General features: G+C 43.9%; 23 protein-coding genes. 1 reads left to right on the top strand and 22 read right to left on the bottom strand.

All coding sequences use genetic code 11. The features are described from left to right. Positions 1 to 6 precede the first annotated feature (6 nt). The 9 genes from M1K58_RS17045 to M1K58_RS17005 form a co-directional block, all read right to left on the bottom strand. Positions 7 to 921 (bottom strand): ABC transporter permease, encoded by a 915-nt coding sequence (locus M1K58_RS17045; RefSeq protein WP_256760042.1) that lies wholly within the window; start codon positions 919 to 921, stop codon positions 7 to 9. A gap of 3 nt (positions 922 to 924) precedes the next feature. Next, a complete protein-coding gene (locus M1K58_RS17040; RefSeq protein ID WP_256760041.1) occupies positions 925 to 1,854 on the bottom strand; it encodes an ABC transporter permease in 930 nt (309 codons plus the stop codon). A 146-nt stretch (positions 1,855 to 2,000) separates the two neighbouring features. Further along, complete coding sequence (locus M1K58_RS17035; RefSeq protein ID WP_256760040.1) at positions 2,001 to 3,677, bottom strand: peptide ABC transporter substrate-binding protein; 1,677 nt, start codon at positions 3,675 to 3,677, stop codon at positions 2,001 to 2,003. Between the two features lie 604 nt (positions 3,678 to 4,281). Then, positions 4,282 to 5,238, bottom strand: a complete 957-nt coding sequence (locus tag M1K58_RS17030) for an ABC transporter ATP-binding protein (protein ID WP_256760039.1) — start codon at positions 5,236 to 5,238, stop codon at positions 4,282 to 4,284. Continuing rightward, positions 5,235 to 6,251 carry an ABC transporter ATP-binding protein gene (locus M1K58_RS17025; RefSeq protein ID WP_256760038.1) on the bottom strand — a complete coding sequence of 339 codons (1,017 nt, stop codon included), beginning with the start codon at positions 6,249 to 6,251 and terminating at the stop codon, positions 5,235 to 5,237. Before M1K58_RS17025 ends, M1K58_RS17030 begins: the two co-directional genes overlap by 4 nt. Before the next feature lie 32 nt (positions 6,252 to 6,283). Then, on the bottom strand, positions 6,284 to 7,180 hold the full coding sequence (locus tag M1K58_RS17020) for an ABC transporter permease (RefSeq protein WP_256760335.1): 897 nt from the start codon (positions 7,178 to 7,180) through the stop codon (positions 6,284 to 6,286). Positions 7,181 to 7,222: 42 nt separating this feature from the next. Further along, entirely contained in the window at positions 7,223 to 8,158 is a 936-nt protein-coding gene (locus M1K58_RS17015) for an ABC transporter permease (protein ID WP_256760037.1), read from the bottom strand. A gap of 103 nt (positions 8,159 to 8,261) precedes the next feature. Further along, the gene (locus M1K58_RS17010) at positions 8,262 to 9,965 is read right to left on the bottom strand and encodes a peptide ABC transporter substrate-binding protein (RefSeq protein WP_256760036.1); all 1,704 of its coding nucleotides are present in this window, start codon (positions 9,963 to 9,965) and stop codon (positions 8,262 to 8,264) included. Positions 9,966 to 10,498: 533 nt separating this feature from the next. Beyond that, positions 10,499 to 11,131 carry an O-methyltransferase gene (locus M1K58_RS17005; protein WP_256760035.1) on the bottom strand — a complete coding sequence of 211 codons (633 nt, stop codon included), beginning with the start codon at positions 11,129 to 11,131 and terminating at the stop codon, positions 10,499 to 10,501. A 178-nt stretch (positions 11,132 to 11,309) separates the two neighbouring features. Here M1K58_RS17005 and M1K58_RS17000 point away from each other — a divergent pair, with 178 nt between their 5' ends. Continuing rightward, a complete protein-coding gene (locus M1K58_RS17000) occupies positions 11,310 to 13,292 on the top strand; it encodes an LTA synthase family protein (RefSeq protein WP_256760034.1) in 1,983 nt (660 codons plus the stop codon). A 44-nt stretch (positions 13,293 to 13,336) separates the two neighbouring features. Here the strand turns inward: M1K58_RS17000 and M1K58_RS16995 are convergent, their stop codons facing one another. The 13 genes from M1K58_RS16995 to M1K58_RS16935 all read right to left on the bottom strand — a co-directional run bounded on the left by M1K58_RS16995 (position 13,337) and on the right by M1K58_RS16935 (position 20,821). Beyond that, entirely contained in the window at positions 13,337 to 13,603 is a 267-nt protein-coding gene (locus M1K58_RS16995; protein WP_256760033.1) for a DUF1450 domain-containing protein, read from the bottom strand. Beyond that, on the bottom strand, positions 13,590 to 13,892 hold the full coding sequence (locus tag M1K58_RS16990) for an iron-sulfur cluster assembly accessory protein (RefSeq protein ID WP_256760032.1): 303 nt from the start codon (positions 13,890 to 13,892) through the stop codon (positions 13,590 to 13,592). Before M1K58_RS16990 ends, M1K58_RS16995 begins: the two co-directional genes overlap by 14 nt. Before the next feature lie 114 nt (positions 13,893 to 14,006). Continuing rightward, a complete protein-coding gene (locus tag M1K58_RS16985) occupies positions 14,007 to 14,243 on the bottom strand; it encodes a hypothetical protein (protein WP_256760031.1) in 237 nt (78 codons plus the stop codon). A 71-nt stretch (positions 14,244 to 14,314) separates the two neighbouring features. Then, positions 14,315 to 15,205, bottom strand: a complete 891-nt coding sequence (locus tag M1K58_RS16980; protein WP_256760030.1) for a M14 family metallopeptidase — start codon at positions 15,203 to 15,205, stop codon at positions 14,315 to 14,317. A 144-nt stretch (positions 15,206 to 15,349) separates the two neighbouring features. After that, complete coding sequence (gene racE / locus M1K58_RS16975) at positions 15,350 to 16,162, bottom strand: glutamate racemase (protein ID WP_256760334.1); 813 nt, start codon at positions 16,160 to 16,162, stop codon at positions 15,350 to 15,352. 178 nt (positions 16,163 to 16,340) lie between these two features. Next, positions 16,341 to 16,691: a YtxH domain-containing protein gene (locus M1K58_RS16970; RefSeq protein WP_256760029.1), complete on the bottom strand. Its 351-nt coding sequence runs from the start codon at positions 16,689 to 16,691 to the stop codon at positions 16,341 to 16,343. A gap of 4 nt (positions 16,692 to 16,695) precedes the next feature. Then, the gene (locus tag M1K58_RS16965) at positions 16,696 to 17,190 is read right to left on the bottom strand and encodes a hypothetical protein (protein ID WP_256760028.1); all 495 of its coding nucleotides are present in this window, start codon (positions 17,188 to 17,190) and stop codon (positions 16,696 to 16,698) included. 153 nt (positions 17,191 to 17,343) lie between these two features. Continuing rightward, positions 17,344 to 17,766, bottom strand: coding sequence for a DUF86 domain-containing protein (locus tag M1K58_RS16960; RefSeq protein WP_256760027.1), 423 nt, complete (start codon positions 17,764 to 17,766; stop codon positions 17,344 to 17,346). Positions 17,767 to 17,784: 18 nt separating this feature from the next. Then, the gene (locus tag M1K58_RS16955) at positions 17,785 to 17,910 is read right to left on the bottom strand and encodes a hypothetical protein (RefSeq protein WP_256760026.1); all 126 of its coding nucleotides are present in this window, start codon (positions 17,908 to 17,910) and stop codon (positions 17,785 to 17,787) included. 13 nt (positions 17,911 to 17,923) lie between these two features. Next, positions 17,924 to 18,211: a Dabb family protein gene (locus M1K58_RS16950; RefSeq protein WP_256760025.1), complete on the bottom strand. Its 288-nt coding sequence runs from the start codon at positions 18,209 to 18,211 to the stop codon at positions 17,924 to 17,926. 77 nt (positions 18,212 to 18,288) lie between these two features. Further along, positions 18,289 to 18,669 (bottom strand): cupredoxin domain-containing protein, encoded by a 381-nt coding sequence (locus M1K58_RS16945; RefSeq protein ID WP_256760024.1) that lies wholly within the window; start codon positions 18,667 to 18,669, stop codon positions 18,289 to 18,291. 157 nt (positions 18,670 to 18,826) lie between these two features. Continuing rightward, positions 18,827 to 20,251 (bottom strand): NAD-dependent malic enzyme, encoded by a 1,425-nt coding sequence (locus M1K58_RS16940; RefSeq protein WP_256760023.1) that lies wholly within the window; start codon positions 20,249 to 20,251, stop codon positions 18,827 to 18,829. Between the two features lie 120 nt (positions 20,252 to 20,371). Next, on the bottom strand, positions 20,372 to 20,821 hold the full coding sequence (locus M1K58_RS16935; protein WP_256760022.1) for a phage holin family protein: 450 nt from the start codon (positions 20,819 to 20,821) through the stop codon (positions 20,372 to 20,374). Positions 20,822 to 20,853: the final 32 nt, after the last annotated feature.

The following is a 20,853-nucleotide window of genomic DNA, read 5'->3' as shown; positions in this document are numbered from 1 at the left end:
TCCTCCTTATTTTCTCATTTTCGGATCGAGGGCATCTCGCAAACCATCCCCGAGCACATTAAAGCTAAGCAAGATCAAACTAAATACGATCGTCGGAAAAATAATCCGATGTGGTTGGTATCTCATATACTGCGCACCATCATTGATCAGATTTCCTAAGGATGCCATTGGTGGACGAATGCCGACCCCAATGAAGCTCAGGAAGGACTCGAAGAAAATCGCTGAAGGCACGATAAACGTAATTTGTACGATGACAAGTCCAATCACGTTAGGAATCAAATGCTGGAGAATAATTCGAGCAGGCTTCGCGCCTAGTGTCCTAGCAGCGAGAACAAATTCTTGCTCTTTAACGAGCAATAATTGCCCCCTTACGAGACGAGCCATACCTACCCAACCTGTTAAGGCATAAGCGATAATGATCGACTTCATCCCTGGTCCTAAGAAGACGATTAAAATAATCGCGAGCAGAAGCAATGGAATCGAATAAATGATCTCGATAATCCGTTGCATAACACTGTCCACTTTACCGCCAAAGTAAGCAGAAATTCCTCCGTAGAGAACACCAACGATTAAATCGATCAACGCCGCTACTAAACCAATAAACAAGGAAATTCGAGTTCCCCACCACACACGGGTCCACAAATCTCTTCCGAAATCATCGGTTCCGAAGAAATGTGCCCAAGATGGCTTAAGATCGATATCCTTCAAATATTGCGTTTCATAATCAAACTTACTAAACATAGGAGCAAATATGGCTAGTACACTCAAAAGGATTAGAATAACTAAACCAGTCATCGCCATTTTATTAGTTCTCAAACGCCTCCATGCATCCTGCCAATAAGTAAGCGAAGGCCGCACTATTGTTTCCGCGTTTGTTGTTTTCTCAGCCAATTGAAACTTGTCTTTAGATATGGATTCCATCGTCTACCTCCTCCCCGACATGCGAATACGTGGATCGATAAAGCCGTAAGCAATATCGGTTAGGAACATCACAACAATAAGTATTGCTGCATAGAAGATCGTTAATCCCGTAATCATCGTGTAATCGAGCGTAGTGATGGAGCTCACGAATTGGTACCCCAAGCCTGGTATTACAAAAACCTTCTCAATAACTAGTGTTCCTGTTATAACACCGACCGCAATCGGACCTAGGATAGTCACTACCGGTAAAATAGCATTTCTAAACATATGTCCTGTTACGACCTTGCTCGTTGATAAACCCTTTGATTTCGCTGTCTTAATATAATCTAGGCTTGCCACTTCCAGCATAGAAGCACGCATCATTCTAGCTAATATTGCGATCGTTCCGAATGCAAGTGCAACTGCTGGTAATATCCGATGCTCTGGCCCTTCCCATAGACCTGGCGGAAGAATGCCCCATTTATTACCAATATAAAGAGAAAACAGAGGTGCAATAACAAATGACGGAACAGCAATCCCAACCAAAGCGATGAACATCGCCGTATTATCCTGCCATTTTCCATGCTTGAGAGCTGCAATGATACCCAAAGCTAACCCAATAATAATAGCGATAATGAGAGATTCAATCCCAAGCTCTAAGGAAGCAGGGAACGATTGCTTAATTACGCTAACTACCGAGCGAGTCGGAAATTGATACGATACACCTAAATCACCTTGAAGAACATTACCCAAATATTGTAGATACTGCTGCCATTCTGGCTTATCCAAGCCATATTGGGCTTTTAGTAATTTCAAATTCTCGGGAGGAAGCTTTGCGGCAACTTCACCGAATGGATTTCCGGGCAGTAATTTCATGAGAAAAAATGTGGCCGTGATAATGACCCATAACGTAATGAGCATATATACAAAACGACGCAGCACGTATTTCAGCACGTTGAATCCTCCTTCCAGGGATGAATAATTTTCCTATGCCCTACAATCAACATGAGAGAAGCCGTTCTAACAACGGCCTCTCTCATGGATTGCTTCTTGTACTGAATGTACTGCATTTATCGTTTGTAATTCAATGGTACTTCTTGCTATTTGATGGAAGTCCATTTCAATTCGAAATCAGGACCGTAAGGTGGCAAGATGATACCTTGAACATTTTCTCTTACCAAGTACGGTGAAGAACGGAAGAACATAGGGTAAATCGCTGCTTCATCAAGTAAGATTTTTTCAGCTTCATGCATTTTCTCTGCACGCACTTTTGTGTCAAGCTCTTTTTGAGCAGCATGAATCAAATCCGTATATTTCTCATTTTTCCAATCTTGAGTGTTGAAAGGACCATCCGTAACATACATATCGAGCCAAGTCATCGGATCGTTATAATCTGCACCCCATAGAGAGGATACAATCGTGTAGTTTTTGCTTGTTTCTTTTTCAACACGCGTTGCATGTGGCAATGGCTCAGCACCTACTGAGACTCCAAGATTCGTTTTCCATTGGGAAACAAGGAACTCAAGCAATTTTTTACCTGTTTCTGTGTCGTCTCCCATTACAGTCAAAGCAGGCAATGAAGTTATACCCTCTTCAGCCAAACCTTCAGCTAGTAATGTTTTCGCTTTAGCTGCATCGAATGCAACTTCAGTATCACCAACAATTTTACGGAACTCAGCTCCATTACCGTCACTGTTACCGTTAGGAACATAACCTGTAGAAGCTACAGAACCGTTTTTCAATACTGTATTTACAAGGCCTTCGCGGTCAATTGCCATGCTCATCGCTTGACGAATCTTGATGTTAGCAAATGCCGGTACTTTCGTTTGTTGGAAGTTCAAGTAGCCTGTAACGAGCTCATTCTTTCTATAAAGATCAGGCTTACCTTCGTATTCTTTCATTTGATCGCCTTTAATATCGGTGAGATCCGTTTTCTTGGATTCATATAAGTTCAAGCCTGTAGCTGTATCCTTAACGATGTTCAATGTGACTTTTTCCAACTTCACATTGGCAGCATCCCAATATTTCGGGTTTTTCTCAAGTACTAGCTGTTGCTCATGATCCCATTTCGTCAGAACGAATGGACCAGCACCAAGTACTTTGTCAGCATCCGCGCCACTTGCTTTACCTTGCGCAGCTACGAATTCTTCTTTTTGTGGATAGTAGTTCAAGAAAGCAAGCTGGCCTGTGAAGAACGCCATCGGTTGCTCTAATTTAATTTCAAGAGTTGTTTCATCAAGCGCTTTAACACCAAGGTTTTCATTCGCAGCTTTTAATTCTTCAGGTGTTTTCGCATCTTGTACAGCTTGTCCACCCTTGAGCCAAGTAAGTATGAAAGCGTAGTTAGCTTTCGTAGCAGGGTCAAGCGATCTTTGATAGGAATAAACGAAGTCTTTAGCTGTCAACGGTGAGCCGTCAGCCCATACTAGACCATCACGTAACTTAATTGTGTATGTCAAACCATCTTCTGATATGACTGGCATTTCTGCTGCAAGAGCCGGCTGTGGATTGCTGTCTTTGTCCAAACGGTACAATCCTTCGCTAATTGCTCCTAAAATGGTAAACGAAGCCGCGCTATCAGCGAGCGATACATCCAATGCTGGAGGATCTGCACGGTAGTTCATGACCAATTCTTGTTTGCTTCCTGTTCCCGAACCTGTTGATGCAGATGCGGAGCCTGATGGTTCTGCGTTGTTATTGTTGTTACCGCAAGCCGCTAGAAGCGTGCCTGCCAATGTTACTGCCATAGCAGTGGAGAAAATTTTCTTGAATTTCATTTCTAGTTGCCTCCCCATTTTTTTTACTGACTATCATTGCCAACTCGCATTGATCTATGCATTTTTATATCTACATAGCCCTCATGCATTAAACTGAAAATTGTCATTATTTCCAATAATGAAAAAATAACAACCCCATTATCCCGACATTTCTCTTCACATACAATGAATAACCCGCATTTCTGCAAATTCACTCATTTCGTAGGTTCTGATATTTGATGGAATAGTTGTCATACTACAATAAATCGCTTTAATTTTGCAATGAGAGTTTCTGGTAAAGGCATATTCGATGACTATACATGTTATATTTTTTAACACAACCATGTATTATATCCATATCTTTCATGTAAATTTGTTATTGATTTCCATCTATTTTTTGAAATAAAGTTCGAAAAAGTAAAATAGGATTCTTTGATCGTGAAATTCGGTTCACAATAACCCCAATAAATAGTAACACTGTGTTTTTGTTGGTCATTTTTTTTGCACATTACTAACCACTTTTTATAGAAGCATAAAAAAAGAGCCGAAATAAACAATAAACCTCCAAAATAGGCTTAGAAAGCCATTTCTAGAGGTTTGTTGTCACCTGATTATTGATACTAAGTTAGGCATAATGACATGCTGCAAAATGCGAAGAACGCACTTCGCGGAATAAAGGAGCTTCTGCAGAGCATTTCTCCGTCGCTGCAGGGCAGCGCGTACGGAACGCACAGCCACTCGGTGGATTGACCGGACTTGGCAAGTCGCCAGTCAACACAATCCTTTTCTTACTCTCCTCTATATCAGGATCCGGCACAGGGATCGCCGACAATAGCGCTTTCGTATAGGGGTGTTGTGGATTCGCATACAAATCCTCACTTCGAGCAAGCTCTACGATTTTACCTAAATACATAACCGCAACTCGATCACTCACATACTTAACCATCGACAGATCGTGAGCAACGAACAAATAGGTGAGACCCATCTTTTTCTGCAATTCAATGAGTAAATTAACGATTTGCGCTTGAATCGAAACATCCAGCGCGGAGATCGGTTCATCGCATATCATGAACAGCGGCTTTACAGCGAGTGCCCTCGTTATACCAATTCGCTGACGCTGTCCGCCGGAAAATTCATGCGGATATCGGGAAGCATGTTCAGCGTTCAAACCGACCATTTCCAGCAATTCCTCAACTCGGCGTTTTCGTTCCGCTCTGCTTTTCACCATCCCATGGATATCAAGTGCTTCGCCAACGATATCCAGAATGGTCATCCTGGGATTAAGCGAAGCATACGGATCTTGGAAAACCATTTGCATCTTACTGCGATATGCCTTGAACTTCGATATCGACATATTCGTAATATCTGTTCCCTCAATTGATATTCGACCAGCCGTTGGTTCATACAAGCGAATAATCGTACGCCCAGCAGTCGACTTCCCACAGCCAGACTCACCAACGAGCCCCAACGTCTCTCCCTTTTGAATCGAGAAGCTAACATCATTAACCGCTTTCAATATCCGGCGATTACCCATATCGAAATATTTGCGTAATCCTTCTATTTCAATAAAAGCTTCGCTCATACGCTCGCCTCCTTGCCGAAAGACAAGCCCGACCGCTTCGCGTAAGGATGCTGTAGCCAACACCGTACGGATTGCGTCCCACTAATTATCGTTCTCTCCGGAATTATCGTTTCACAAACATGCATCGCTTCATCGCAACGGCTACAAAATCCACAACCTAGAGGAGGCTTGATTAAATCCGGCGGTGTTCCGAAGATCGGAATAAGCGGTTCATTCTTCGCTTGATCTAGACGAGGCAAAGATTTTAGCAAGCCCTTCGTATAGGGATGCTGCGGATTTCGGAATATTTCGTGTTTCGTTCCAGTTTCTACGATCTGCCCCGCGTACATAACGATCACCCGATCGCATAAATCCGCAACAATACCCAAGTCATGAGTAATTAATATAATAGAAGTCTTCGTTTTCTTCTGGAGATCCTTCATCAAACTAAGAATTTGCGCTTGTATCGTCACATCGAGTGCGGTTGTCGGTTCATCTGCAATCAATAGTGCCGGACTGCATGAGAGTGCAATCGCAATCATAACCCGTTGTCGCATGCCGCCAGAAAACTGGTGCGGATATTGGTTTAATCGCGTTTCTGGATTAGGAATACCTACCATAGACAACAATTCAATAACGCGCATCTTAGCTTTCTTGCCACTTAACTGCTGATGCTGGATCAAGCCTTCCATGATTTGCTTACCAATGGACATAGTCGGATTAAGCGAAGTCATTGGATCCTGAAAAATCATCCCGATTTTGTTGCCGCGTACTTTTCGCATCTCTTTTTCAGACAAAGTCAACAATTCCTGTTGCTCCAAATGCACAGTTCCACTCTTGATTTTTCCCGGGGGCATCTGAATTAATCGCATGATCGTTTGAGCGGTTACACTCTTGCCTGAACCGGATTCTCCTACAATCGCGACAGCTTCTCCCTCATTCACCTCGAAGCTGACATCCCGGACCGCTTGAACTTCACCATCATACACATCAAACGAAACGCTAAGGTTTTTAACTTCTAGAATCGTTTTCATGAAGGCCATGACCTCATTTCTGCGTTTTGCGGTTATGATTTCAATTTCGGATCAAATGCGTCCCGCAATCCGTCACCGAATACGTTAAAGGCAAACATAGTTAAGCTTAAGAAAAAGGCCGGGAAAAACACTCTCCACGGGTAGAGCGTCATCGATTTAACCCCATCATTGATCATTGTCCCCCATGAGGCTACAGGGGACTGAACCCCAAGCCCTAAAAAGCTGAGAAAAGCCTCTGTGAAGATTGCACTCGGAACCGTGAGCGTCAGAGTGACCAGAATCGGCCCCATTGCGTTCGGAATTAAGTGTCGGAATATAATGCGCATCGGACCTGCACCCAACGCTTTAGAAGCGAGAGCATACTCTTGATTTTTCAGCTGCATGATCTGACCTCTTACGATCCAAGCCATGTTGATCCACCCCGTAATCGACATCGCTACGATAATGGTGAGCAAGCTCGGCTCCATGACTACAAGCAACAAAATGACAACGAGTAAATACGGAATTGCGTATAAAATTTCGGCAAAACGGTTCATGAACTCGTCCACTTTGCCACCATAATAGCCCATAATTCCCCCGTAAATAATTCCAATGAATAAATCAATCAAGCCGGCTACAACACCTACGAACAAAGACACTTGAGCACCTTTCCATGTTCTCACGTACAAATCTCGACCCAAATCATCTGTTCCGAACCAGTGTTTGACACTAGGTGCCTGATTCGTATTGACTAGATCATTCGTAAAATGATTGTTTGCGGAAAATAAGGGGGCTAAAACTGCAAAAAGTATGACAACTACCATGATCCACAGTCCTGTCATGGCCAGCTTATTACTGAGGAGGCGAAGACGTATATCTTGCCAAGCGGTTAGTCGGTTCCGTTCAATCTTTTCCAAATTTCCCGGAATACGATCGGTCGGTTTAAACATCTCAGGATGAAGTGCACCCGTTTTAGTTTCTGTTTGCAAGATTTATTTCCCCACCTTTCCGCCCGATATTCTAATTCGCGGATCCACCAGCACGTAGGCAATATCGGCCAAAAGACGGCTTATCATCAGAATGACGGCATAGAAAATCGTAATCCCCATAATGAGCGGATAGTCCCGATCTGAGACACTTTGGACAAAGAACTTACCAAGGCCAGGGATCGCGAATATTTTCTCGATAATGACTGAACCAGTGATGACATTGGCCATTAGAAAGCCAAGGAAGGTAACAACGGGGAGCATCGAATTTCGAAGAGCATGCCGCCACACGATAAGATGACCAGCCAAGCCCTTGGACTTCGCTGTCTTTATGAAATCGGCATTTAATACTTCTATCATAGTTGAACGAATCAACCTAGCTATAAATGCGATCGAAGCGGATGATAGTGCTATTGTAGGAAGTACATAATCTAGAGGACCATTCAAGCCAGCCACTTCAAACGCCCTAATTTTCACGGCTAATAGATATTGCAGCATCGGTGCCATAACCAGACTTGGAATAGACAGTCCGATAACCGCTATAATCATCGACAGATTATCCAACATCTTTCGATGATACATCGCTGCAATAATTCCTAGAATACATCCTACAATAACGGAAGTAATGACGGACGCGATCCCTAGCTTGAGAGAATACTTGAAGGAGTCAGAAATGATTTTATCCACAGCCTGAAACTTCTTCTTCATAGATATACCAAGATCAAAATGAACAAGGTTTTTCATATAGATTCCGTATTGAGTGATCAGAGGCTTATCCAAACCATAATAGGCTTCTAGGTTTTTCTGAATTTGTTCACTTGTCGCTTTTTCCTTTTGCAACGGACTTCCTGGCACAGCATTCATGAGAATAAATGTCGCCGTCACCAAACAGAACAGCGAAATGATCATGAAAGCGAATTTTTTTGAAATATAGCGTATCATTTCTGCTCACCTGCCCATTCTGCCGATATTATGCAACTAGAAGGGTATATATAGAGAGACTATATATACCCTTCTGAGCCGTGGATTATAGCTTTCTAGTTAATTAATTCTTTTTACCGAATGCCCAATCCAAGTTACCTGCATAATCGGAGACGACATCTTCGAAGCCATCCTTCTTCATCGTTACCGTTGTATAATAGTAGATCGGCAATACAGCCATGTCATCGGAAAGCGCAATTTTCTCAGCTTTGGCGATCAGATCTAAACGGGATTTTTCATCTTTAGCTAAGAGAGAGTCATCCAACGCCTTACCGACTTCCTGATTATCATATTTACCATCATTGTTAGCAGATTTCGGATGGATCAAGTCATAAGAGAAGTTGATTGCATGGTTGAAGTCAGCCCCCCACCCCGCACGAGCAATACCGAACTGACCGGCTTTTCTTGTTTCGAGGAATGTGCCCCACTCTTGGTTCGACAGTTTCAACTCAACACCAAGATTTTTGCGCCACATATCAATGAGTGCTTCCGCAATCGCTTTATGACCTTCACTCGTGTTATAAAGCACAGTTGTTTCCGGGAATTTCTTGAGGCCGCTCTCAGCAAGACCTTCAGCCAACAGTTTCTTCGCCTCATCCACGTTCTCCGTGGAGTAACCGGAATCTGGATAAAGCTCACGGAATGATTTGCCATCCATACCGTTGATACTAGGCGGAATGAGACCAAATGCCGGTGTTTGATTCGCTTTCGTGACGTTATCGATGACGGATTGACGATCAATCGACATTGAGAAAGCTTTACGTATTTTCACATTATCGAAAGGCTTTTGCTTCGTATTGAACAGGTAGTAATACGTGGATGCAATCGTCTTGATCTCTGCTTTGCCCTCTTTAACAAGACCTGGAACACGATCATTTGGAACTGACCCCGCTTGCGCCCCAATCCAATCGATTTTGTCCGTTTCAAATAGACTATACACAGTAGACTCTTCTTCGACCAAGGAAATCGTCGCTTTGTCAAAGCTCACTTTCGCTGCATCATAATAGTTAGGGTTTTTTGTCAAGACCAGCTTGTCACCGTGCGCCCATTCCGTCAGTGTGAACGGTCCATTGGTGACCATCGTGGATGCATCAGCAGCCCATTCAGGCTTGCCATCGACGCTCGCCTTGTGCACTGGCAAATAAGTAAAGTGAGCGACTAAGCTGTTAAAGTACGGAGCTGGCGTGTACAGCTTCACCTCGAGCGTATAGTCGTCTAGCGCCTTAACGCCCACTTGACTTGCATCCACTTCGCCCGCGTTGTACTTCTCCCCATTCTCTAGATAAAACAGCATATATGCATAATCAGAAGCCGTTTCTGCTGCCAATACGCGCTTCCATGAATATTCAAAATCATGGGCAGTGACAGGATCTCCATTGCTCCATTTCACGTCATCGCGCAACTTAAAAGTATATGTTTTGCCGTCATCTGACATTGTCCACTCTTTGGCAATAGCAGGCTCAGGCGAACCAGCGGAATTGAGACGTGTAAGGCCGACATATAAACCAGAAGCTACGATTGCAGATTGAGCGTCAATCATTAAAGCGGGATCCAAGCTAGGCGGGTCACTTGCCAACGTGAAACGAAACTCTTGAGGGGTTTTTGTTTCTGGAGACGCGGATGAACTCTCCGCAGCCGGTTTACTTGCCTCCGGCGCACTACTAGATGGTGAAGCACCTTTATCGTTATTATTATTGCTGCAAGCCGCGAGAAGCGAGCCTACTAGAGTAATTACCAAAGCAGTTGAGAAAATCTTCTTGAAGATCATATTTATACCTCCCCGATTATTTAACTTTCTTCTCTAACATGCATCTCTCTAACAATAATTCAGAATATTGCGAATCTTTAACATGCAATATTACAACAAAGTCTTTCCGTCAATTCCACCTCCAAATGAAAGGGCTTAAACAAGAAAATATTGGAACAAATGAATCGTACTACTAATGTTCGGATTCTGCAATAAAAGATTAGCTAATTGTTAAGCGAACTGCCTGAATATGTTATATATACTCACGCATATCTTACAGAAAACGCTTGCAAAACTGATTAAAAATAAGATTCGTCGCATAAACATTCATAAAACATGATAATATTGTAAAGTTTAATCGCTTTAACTTGAACGATTGTTCATAATATTTGGAAAATTTGAATTTCAGCATTGGTTTCGTTCATTTTTTTGCATAATACTAATCAAATTATCAGAAAATCTTATAAATGTTATATACATTGATTATACATGGATTAAAAAAGCCCCTCAGCAGTTAAATTAAACCGCTAAGGAGCTCATTTTTTGCATTCGCGTTATTTGACCCGCGCCAGAGCCAACCCATCATACGCTGGAAGATGTACACCCATTAATCTCGGATCCTGTGCGATCATACGATTAAATTGCCTCACTGCAAGCACTGAAGGCCCTTGCTTATTGTCATCGATCGTTCTCCCCCGTAGAAGGGTATTATCAGCTGCGATAATGGCTCCCTTATTCGCTAGACCAATACAAGCTTCTAAGTATTGAGGGTAATTCTCCTTGTCTGCATCAATGAAGAAGAAGTCAAAGCGAGCCGCCTCTTTCATGAGCTTCTCTAAGCTAACCGATGCATCTCCAACCCGATAATCCACATAGCTCTCTAACTTGGAAGCAACCATATTGGACCTTGCGATGTCAGCATATTCTTGTCTTAACTCTAAGGAAACAAGTTTACCATCCTGAGGCAATCCTCTGGCCAGACATATGCCACTATAGCCTCCTAGTGCACCAATCTCAAGAACGGAGCGTGCTTGAGTAAGCGTTATGAGTAAAGTAAGTAATCGTCCATAACCGGGAGCAACTGATATATCCGGCATTCCTGCCTCTCGGATACTCTCTTTTACTCGCTCCAGCTCGGAATCATTACCATATAAGTCATCAAAATATTGATCAGGCTGTACGCCCATGTTAAATGCACCTCCATGTCATCATCCCATCATTTTACCATAATATTTGTAATCCCCCCTTCATAAGAGATATACTATTTTTTGTTTACTATTTACATTGCATTTACATTACATTTACATTGCAACATTTGATTGAGCGATTTCTAACCTATCGCCAGGAATGAAAGGAAGTTGAGTCATGCTTACACGGTTAAGAAATACAACCCAAATCGGACTTCATTGGATCCTAAGGGGACTTCAGCTGTGGCCCTTATGGGGAATTACTCTACTAGCGGCTTCATTATTATACAAATTGAATGAATTGGATCATCAATTCAACGTTGGTGGAATGAATTATTGGAAGTGGGCAGTAAATCTTGGGGCTGTTCTCCTCCTCTCATTCTGGACCGTCTTTCTTGGTCCCCGATCTAAAGCTCTCTCTCTAGCCTTATTGGATTTACTACTTTCCTTCCTTTTATTCGCGGATCTTATCTACTTTCGTTACTTCAAAGACTTTATATCCGTTCCTGTGCTTCTTCAAGCTGGTCAAGTTGGCGAATTACAAGCCAGTATCTGGAGCCTCATTCAGCCCGGGGATTGGATCTACTTCGCAGATATTCCTGTTGCCTTCGCCTTAGCGGGTTGGGTGTTCTGGAAACATGCGGCTAAGCGGCGCGCTTCTTTGAAGATATCCTCAAACCCTATTCGGAAAGTACTGTGGCGTAAATTAATCCCGGCAGTTTTCGTCTTCGCAATCGGCTGGGCACTTATATACTACCCGGTCGAGGAACAGAAGAACGGCTGGGCACGTGGCTTATTCGTAGGAAACTGGTGGAATGTTCCGATTTACAATGTTACCGGTTTACTTGGCTTCCATGGCTATGATACGTATCGCTATGCGAAAGAGCATTTGTTCGGTGATGACCTGTCCGAAGATCAAATACAGGAAACGAAAGCTTGGTTCACAGATCGGCAAAGTCTGCAGAAGCAAATGGAGACAGAGCCCCTATTCGGACAATATAAGGGGAAAAATGTTCTTGTTGTTCAAGCTGAAGCCTTCCAAGAGTTCGTCATTGGACAGTCTATTCAAGGGGAGGAAATTACACCTAACTTAAATAAACTAATCGGGCAAAGTATTTATTTCCCTAACTTCTACCATCAGACTGCTCAAGGCCGAACATCAGATGCCGATTTCCTTACGAGCTGCTCCATGCATCCCTTACCTACCGGATCTGCCTTTATTCGCTTCGCAGGTAATGAATTTGATTGCGCACCTTCTATTGTTAAGAACGAAGGCTATGATGCCACCGTCCATCATTCCTATGATGGGAGCTTCTGGAATCGCAATAACATGTATCACAATATGGATTATGACCAATTTTATAGTATTAAGGATTACACGATTGATGAGCCAATTGGCTGGTCTCTCGGGGATGTATCCTTTTTCCGCCAGACCATTGACCAGTTAAAGGAGAGAAACAAATCTCCGTTTTATGCTTTAACAATCACGCTGTCCGGCCATCATCCGTTTAAGCTGCCCTACTCCAATCAGGAGTTGGATGTAGGTAAAATGAAAGGCACGATATTAGGCGATTATGTTCAAGCTATGCATTATGTGGATTCAGCTGTTGGTTCATTGATTCAGGATCTTAAGGATGAAGGCTTGTGGGAAGATACAATTCTGCTGTTCTATGGCGATCACGATAATTCTGTATACAATTGGAAAATGTACGAGCAACTATTCGATAAGCCCATTGCTGAAATCGATAAAGACCGCATCGTTCGCAAGGTTCCGTTCTTTATCCATCTCCCTAATGATGAGAATGCAGGTGTTATTGACAAGGCCGTAGGTCAGATCGATACGACTCCAACGATTATGCATCTCCTTGGGATTCCGATGGATAAGCGTTATTTAATGGGGATAAGCATGCTGTCAGAGGCACCGAAGTCCGTCGTCTTCCGTACAGGGGGATTTACCGATGGAAAAGTGTATTTTGTTCCTAGCGGTGACGGGATTATAGATAACGGAAAGTGTTACGACATAAGCGGCGACGAAGCCACATTAGTGGATTCAGCAGCCTGTGCTGCCGGTGCGGAATCAGCCAAAGTCGACTTGGGAGTATCCGACAATGTTATCGAGCATGATCTAATCGCGACCTTCCATAAGGAAGACGAGGAATAAATGAAAGGCTCCCCCATCCATGAGGATGGGGGAGCCTTTCACAATTAAATTGAACTCTTCACGTAAGGCCGAGCCTTCTCGATCGCTTCGTCTTCCGTCGGAGCAGTGACGTAACGTCCATTAATGTAAATAAAGACGCGACGATCACAATGACCACAATAAGATTTGCAGGCAACTTTGATTTCAGCCCCAGGTGCCATCTTCTGTAGCTTGGGAAGCATCGTCTTCACTCGCATATGCCTGCACTGGTCGCAAATCCGAATATCATTAAGAGGAGCGACTTGTTCTTGTTCGTTATTAGTGGTCTCCATGATTACCCTTGCTTGGATTCGTAATGACAAACCCCTCTTTTGGAAAATAAAGATAGTCGATTTTGACACCATCTAGTAATTCTTCACCCTTGGTCAAAATAACATCGATATCTTTATCCGTCGATACGACTTCATCTTTATCCGTAGGTTCGCCCAGATCCATGCCATAATGCGCGTGATCTCCATGGCTATGCGTAATGACGACTTTCAATTTCTTGTCCGCATTCTCAGGCTTGTCTAATTCAAGGCGCAACACTTTGGCTGCATTTCGTGTTATTTTGCAATTCATATCACGTTTCACTCCTGTCAGGTTCTCGTTCTATTGTAATAAAACGTTATGTTTCATGCAAGATCACATTTTCATTCTAGGCTACGGTTTTGCAACCACGACCTCTATCATTATTTAATTAGCAGACCCATACTTACGTTCCATCCTGCCTGCATACCAGCTTGCCATAATGGCAGTAAATGCAGCATCATCGATAGGTAGGAAGGGCATAAAGTCCGGCAGAACCCAATAGAGAGCTACTGGAACGATAAAGAGCAGCTTGTCCCTCAGCGTCACATGCTCCGAGCGTAAGATATGCCATACCCGGCTTGGAAGGTGTCTCCATAACGTTGTCCATGATCTGCGAGCCATGAGTAGGGTCTCCTTTCGTAAAGAAAGAGCTTTTATTTAGTTTACCCTACTCAACCAAACTGTACCAATCGTCAAAGAGCGCAATCGAGTGCTTCTGCAAGAAGTCTTGCAATGTCATCGTACATTTCTTCGAAGCCGTCCATCGGGAGCGGATTATGCCCCCATCCCGCTTCCACTGTAAAGCCCGGCCTACGAAACCTAGAAATGAACCAATCCTTGAACCCAGCATCGCTTCCTTCCAAATAAACCGCCCGATATCCAGCTGAAACAGCCATACGATTGGCCCAAGCTTGCGACTCTGGAGGTTCATCCTTACGGTAATTCCAATAGATCTCTTCCCCTTGTGTATGTAGGGCAATAACCGCATGAAAATCATTTTGCTCTGTAAACGCTACAAGCGCTGCGGCTTCCGGCTCTGATAATGGCTGCTCCCCACTATAGTCGCGAGGGCTTGGCGTCAGAATTCCGCGACGAACGCGCTCTTCCTCCCAATGAGCAGGGAATTGATCATTAAGATCAACACCTCTCACATTCGCTTTCCAACGATGAAAGCGATTAGAGCCTCGATTCCACTGTAATATCTCCCTATAGAAGGGATGTTTTGCTGTAACTCCACACTGCACAAGCTCAACCCCATCCGGATTGACCATCGGAACAATCCATAAGGTGCAGCGAGCAAACAAATCCTCAGCCGACTTTCCCCAGAATGGTAGCTTTCTCGTATATGAACATGCATAATCCTCCACAAATCTCATCAACAATAAAGAGGTAATCCACTCATTCGCATGACATGAACCATTAAAATGCCAATGAAATGGACCTGTCCCTACTTTCAAATAAGGAATAGACTTGCCCATGACGCTACTCCCTATCGAGCCTGTCAAGACAAAGGGATACTTCTTGGATAAATTTCTTAATTGTTTAGAAAGCTGCTCGGGTCCATAAACCATGTTTGTCGACATTAAGCACACCTCAATTCCTCAGCGGTTCTAATGGTTTATGAGCGCGTTCTTCAACATATGACCCTTAATAAAGAGCAGAGCATGTAAACCAAGCAAGTCAGGCGCCCATAAGACGTTCAACTTGTTTGGTTTACAATGATGTCGTTATACTCCAATATGAGGAACCTGCCATATGACTGGAGTTAGCCTGATTTGATCTCCTAGCCATGTCTTGGCAATCTGTTGAAACTTCCTTGCATCTCCGCTGCAAAAAAAATGATGAACAGGGAATTCATCTTTGCCTGCTAATTCATTATTTTCATGCAGAATCGTACTAATTTCTCTCGCCGTCTCCTCGGCTGAGTTAATTAATACAACCGTCGGACCCATAACCTCCGATATACTCTCTGCGAGAAAAGGGTAGTGGGTGCAGCCTAGAATGAGACAATCCATCGTAGAGTTGCGAAGCAGCGAGAGAGATTCAAGTACGGTTTGATTCGTTTCTGCCGACCGAAAATTCCCATCCTCTACAAGTGGCACGAAGCTCGGGCAAGCTTGACTAACGATCTCTATATGTGGAGAAAGCCTTTTAAGCGCCAGATCATATGCACCACTCTTAATTGTACCTTCGGTCCCAATGACACCTATGATGCCCGATTTTGTTCGACCGACTGCTGCACGAGCTCCTGGATTGATCACTCCAACGATTGGCAGATTATGCCGATGCCGAATATCTTCTAATGCAACAGCTGTTGCCGTATTGCAAGCAATAACGATCATCTTAGGACGATATTGCACGAGGTAATTCACAATCTCACGAGTAAAGGCTATGACCTCATCTGCTGGTCTTGGTCCGTAAGGCGTTCTAGCCGTGTCTCCAAAATACAAAATTTTCTCATAAGGTAGCTGACGCATCACTTCTTTAACAACGGTCAGTCCCCCCACACCAGAATCCAGGACTGCGATCGCTTGCTGCACGGAAACACCGCTTTCCTCATCTATCATTAGGTTGTGTCGTCATACATTATGAAGACAACGCGCAAAAGGTACCTAAATCTTAGGATAAGCGGACAAGTTTTTGTACCCTAACGAAAAGCATCGCCTACGGGAGAGGCGATGCTTCGGACTGTATCCTTCAAGCTTCATCAAGTATGAATTACAACGCGGACGATTTGTCTTCCAAGTTGACTTCGTCAGCTTCATTATTTGCGTTACCCTCATTAGCCTCGCTATTTTTACGAGAACGAATGTCCGTGACTAACCGTCCTGTAGCTTGTTTCGCGTCAACAACCAAGCTTGTCGTCCGTTTAGCCAATGACTGCACCGCTGATCCTGCTTGACGGCTTAAATCCACGGTTTTCTCTCCGACTTTCTGAGCAGTTTCTGCAATATCTCCACGAAGCTCACGTCCTGGTTTAGGGGCGAATAATAATGCAGTTACAGCTCCAGCAATTGCACCTGTAAGTGTTCCCCACAAAAACGATTTTACAGCTTTCTTATTAGCCATACTCTCACTCTCCTTCAGATGGATCCGCACCCGATCCCGGGCTCTGACAGCTATCAGACGAATGTTCTTTACCAGAATGCGACTTCAGCATCGACCATAGCTTTCGGCCAATAACGATGAGATCAGGCATCTCGCCAGCCTTCTGGTCAGGAGTGTCGCTTAAGGAATGGAAGGGCGCAGTCAGGTATTCCCTATAGAGCCCCGTTACATGGACGGCTGTTTGTGCTGCTGTCTGGGCAGCCTCACCAAGCGCACGTGCTCCCTCAGCAATCGTTACGAAGCCCCTTAGGCTCTGTCTAGAATCTACAATCGCCTCTTTAGCTTCCTCGGCAAGCTGTTTACACTGTTGTAAAGATGCTTCCGCTTCTTTAGCAATATTAGCTACAGCATCGTCCAAGCACCTGAGTGATCTGATCATTCTCATGATGCCAATCACAATAGCTACCGCAACTACTAATACCGCAACAGCAATCCCATAACCCGCCATTTCCCACGCCATTCATACTCCCTCCCGTCTGTATAACCCGGGCGAATGCCCATGCGGTTAAGACAGTATAAGAAGCAAGAGCCCGTCTTGACACAGGTGACAAGCAAAAAAAATAGTCCCATTGCAAATTACGCAATGGAACCGTTGTAACGATACCTATAAAGGTTAAATTAACTCTCTCTCTAAATAGGCTTCTACTTGATCTGAGAAGCCCATTAGCACCCTTGGAAGCTCCGCTGTTAATGGGTGCAGCTCATTCCGCGGCCACTTGTCGTAATCCTGCACAAGGGTTTTACGAAGTAATACTAATTGTTTCAAGGGCTCCGCCAACTGCTCGGTAATTACTCTTTCGCCGGTGATGATCTCGATGATATCCTCATAGCTACTCGCATCTCGCATAATAAAACCATCAATAAGTGTGTGTCCAACATCTGTTGCAATTTCTGCTGCCAAATGTAATGCACGTTCTTGTGCTAGGCCTTCAATTAATCCGCCTTTCCAAGACACTGTTGAAGCAGAAAGTGCTTGAGCGAGCTCCGGAAGGCAAGCGAGACGGGAACGGATACTGTCAACATTCACATCATACATGAGAAGACGGCCTCCTTGTCATTTCTTCTTTCGTCTACCTCTTACCTTTAACCAGACGACCATAATTACTGCACTGATCAAGATGAGGACGGTATAGGTCATCATCTGATACACATCACCCATATTAGTTGGATCCTTTTCCACAAGCCTCATCATCCTAGCACTCGTAATCGACGCTAACCGATGCTTCACGGACGGACATCATATGCTCGATAACTTTCTTGTGAACGGGATGAACATTGTAAGCTTGCAGCGCGTCCAAGGATTCAAATTTCGTAACTAACGCAATATCATATGAACGCTCAGAGTGAACCACGTCAACTCCTACCTCAAGATGAAGGAGCTCGTCGATCTTCCCTTCCATATTACGAAGCACTTGAGCAGTCGTTGCCACGCTCTCCGGACTGCGGTCTTTCAATTTAAAAAAGACGATATGAGTAAGCATACTTTCTCATTCCTTTCTTATTAGCAGAGCTTTTGGATTATGGGAAAAAAGGAGCCCAAGAGGCTCCTTTTCCTTTTTTACGTTACGATTAATTTCGATACCATGTCTCCATGGCCTTGTCCGCACATAATGGAGCAATGTAGCTCATACGTACCGGGCTTGTCAAAAGTCACTTCAAGCTCTGGAGTATTTTTATCTAGTTGAATATCAAGTCCTACAAATTCAACGCCATGGTTTCCAAGTGAGTTGGAGAATTTCACAACATAGCTTGTTCCCGCTGTAACATGATACTCTTTTTCATCGAAGTTAAAGTTTGTAGCCTTAATTTTAAGCAATTCTTGACCTTCTTTTAATCCGGATGCTTCATCTTTCGGCTTCTCCGGCAGTCCAGTTGCCAATAAGTATACACCCATTGCACACGCAATCGTAACCAAAGTGGACATAATCCATTTCTGCATCGTCTGCTCCCCTGCTTCCTACAAAATGTTTACCTCTTATTTTACCTAATACATGCATTTGAACTCAAGCATTTGTCTAAAGAGATTTCTTATCTTTTTGACAAATTCATGAACATCCAACCTATTTGCCGATATTCTTTGCCACAATGTCACTTTTCTAGTCTAAATTGCGAAAATCACTTGGTACTTTACGAGCAACACCACTAAGGATCGCTTCTTGAATAACGGCTTTGCGGACAGCAGGTACGACCTTATCATTAAATACGCTTGGAATAATATATTCCTCGTTTAATTCCTCATCTGTAACGATAGAAGCGATCGCTTTCGCTGCCGCCAGCTTCATCGACTCGCTTATCGTACTGGCACGAGCATCCAAGGCACCACGGAAAATTCCCGGGAACACTAACACGTTGTTAAGCTGATTAGGGTAGTCAGACCGACCGGTTGCATAAACCCGCACGTAGGTACCAGCTTCTTCTGGTGATATTTCCGGATCAGGATTAGCCATCGCAAATACGATCGGGTCAGGCTTCATTTTCCGTACATCCTCATTACTCAACAGTTTCGGCCTTGATAACCCGATGAATACATCCGCTCCAGCAATTACGTCGGACAAGGATCCTTGTTCATTGTATGTATTCGTTATTGCTGCGTATTCGTTCAGTACCGCACTCTCATACACCGTATCTCTGTGTATAGCCCCCTCCTTATCCACACCAACAAGATGGGTCACACCTGCAGCGAGTAGCATACGGGAACAAGCAATCCCCGCAGCACCGACTCCGCATACAACGACTTTAATTTCATCTAAAGACTTACCAACAATTTTCAACGCATTAATAAGACCCGCTAGCAGAACGACAGCAGTTCCATGCTGATCGTCATGAAATACTGGGATGTCCAGCTGTTCCTTAAGTCTGCGTTCGATCTCGAAGCATCTTGGGGACGAAATATCCTCCAGATTAATACCACCAAATGTCGGCGCAATCGCTTTGACAATCGCGATGATCTCTTCTGTATCTTTAGTATCCAAGCAAATCGGAAAAGCATCCACATCAGCCAATTCCTTGAATAGCATTGCTTTTCCTTCCATGACGGGCATCGCCGCATGCGGCCCTATGTCTCCAAGGCCGAGTACCGCCGTCCCGTCTGACACAACTGCAACCGTATTCCGTCGAATCGTCAAGGAATGAGCCTTGCTTTGATCCTCATGAATAGCCAAGCAAACCTTCGCCACTCCCGGCGTATATACTCGAGACAGATCGTCGCGGTTTTTAATCGGCACCTTCGATTGGATTTGAATTTTACCACCCAAATGGAGTAAGAAGGTTCTATCGGAAACATTCACGAGATGAATACCTTTGATTTCACGCACAGCACCTGTCAAAGCTTCGATAATCGCTGGCTCCGCGACACTTACGGTTAAATCCCGTACCTCCAATTTTCTACCTGGCTGAATGACGTCAATCGCAACGATGTCCCCACCCTGTTGACCGATAATAGATACAAGCTCACCGAATGTGATTACCTGCTTGTCCATTTCAACTCGAAGTATGACGCTCGTACCACCTTCTAGTCTCATGACGACTCATCCTTCCCGAATGGAATATCCTTACTAATTAGATTATAGCCTGAGTTGACTGAAAACAAAAAGCCTTGTCGCATCGCCTCCAACGGATGCGTGAGATTAGGCTTTTTGGACTTACGTTTCTGGTTTGTTAGGATTTTTGGGGTTATCTATCGCGTCAGGTTTGTCCTCTCCCTCTCCTGCACGATCTCTAAGCACTAAAATTATTTGTTTAAGTCGATCAGGTAAAGGAAGTCCCAGTCGACCGTAATTCTCAGTGATGGACAGGAGTTCGTTGGCAATATAAAAAAAAACAGCACTTCCCATGACAACATCGATTTCAAGGAGTAGGTCCAGCCGATGAGCGATCATCATAACGAGCAAGATAAGTCCTTTTTTGAACAAGCCCCAGAAACCGATGTTGCTATTTAACCCACTACCTTCTTTAACTGCGGCTGCAACACCCGTAAAATAATCTATCGCCATCAAGATCAACAGAAAAGTTAACGATTCATTCCACAACCCAAAGGAAAAAGAAACCACCGCCCCCAATAACGCACATCCAATCCCGGCGTACATATGCATCCACCGTCCCTCCTCTGACAAACCTTTATTCA

The organism is Cohnella sp. WQ 127256 (genome assembly GCF_024519285.1).
Lineage (GTDB): Bacteria > Bacillota > Bacilli > Paenibacillales > Paenibacillaceae > Cohnella.
This window is presented reverse-complemented; position numbering and strand designations above follow the sequence as displayed.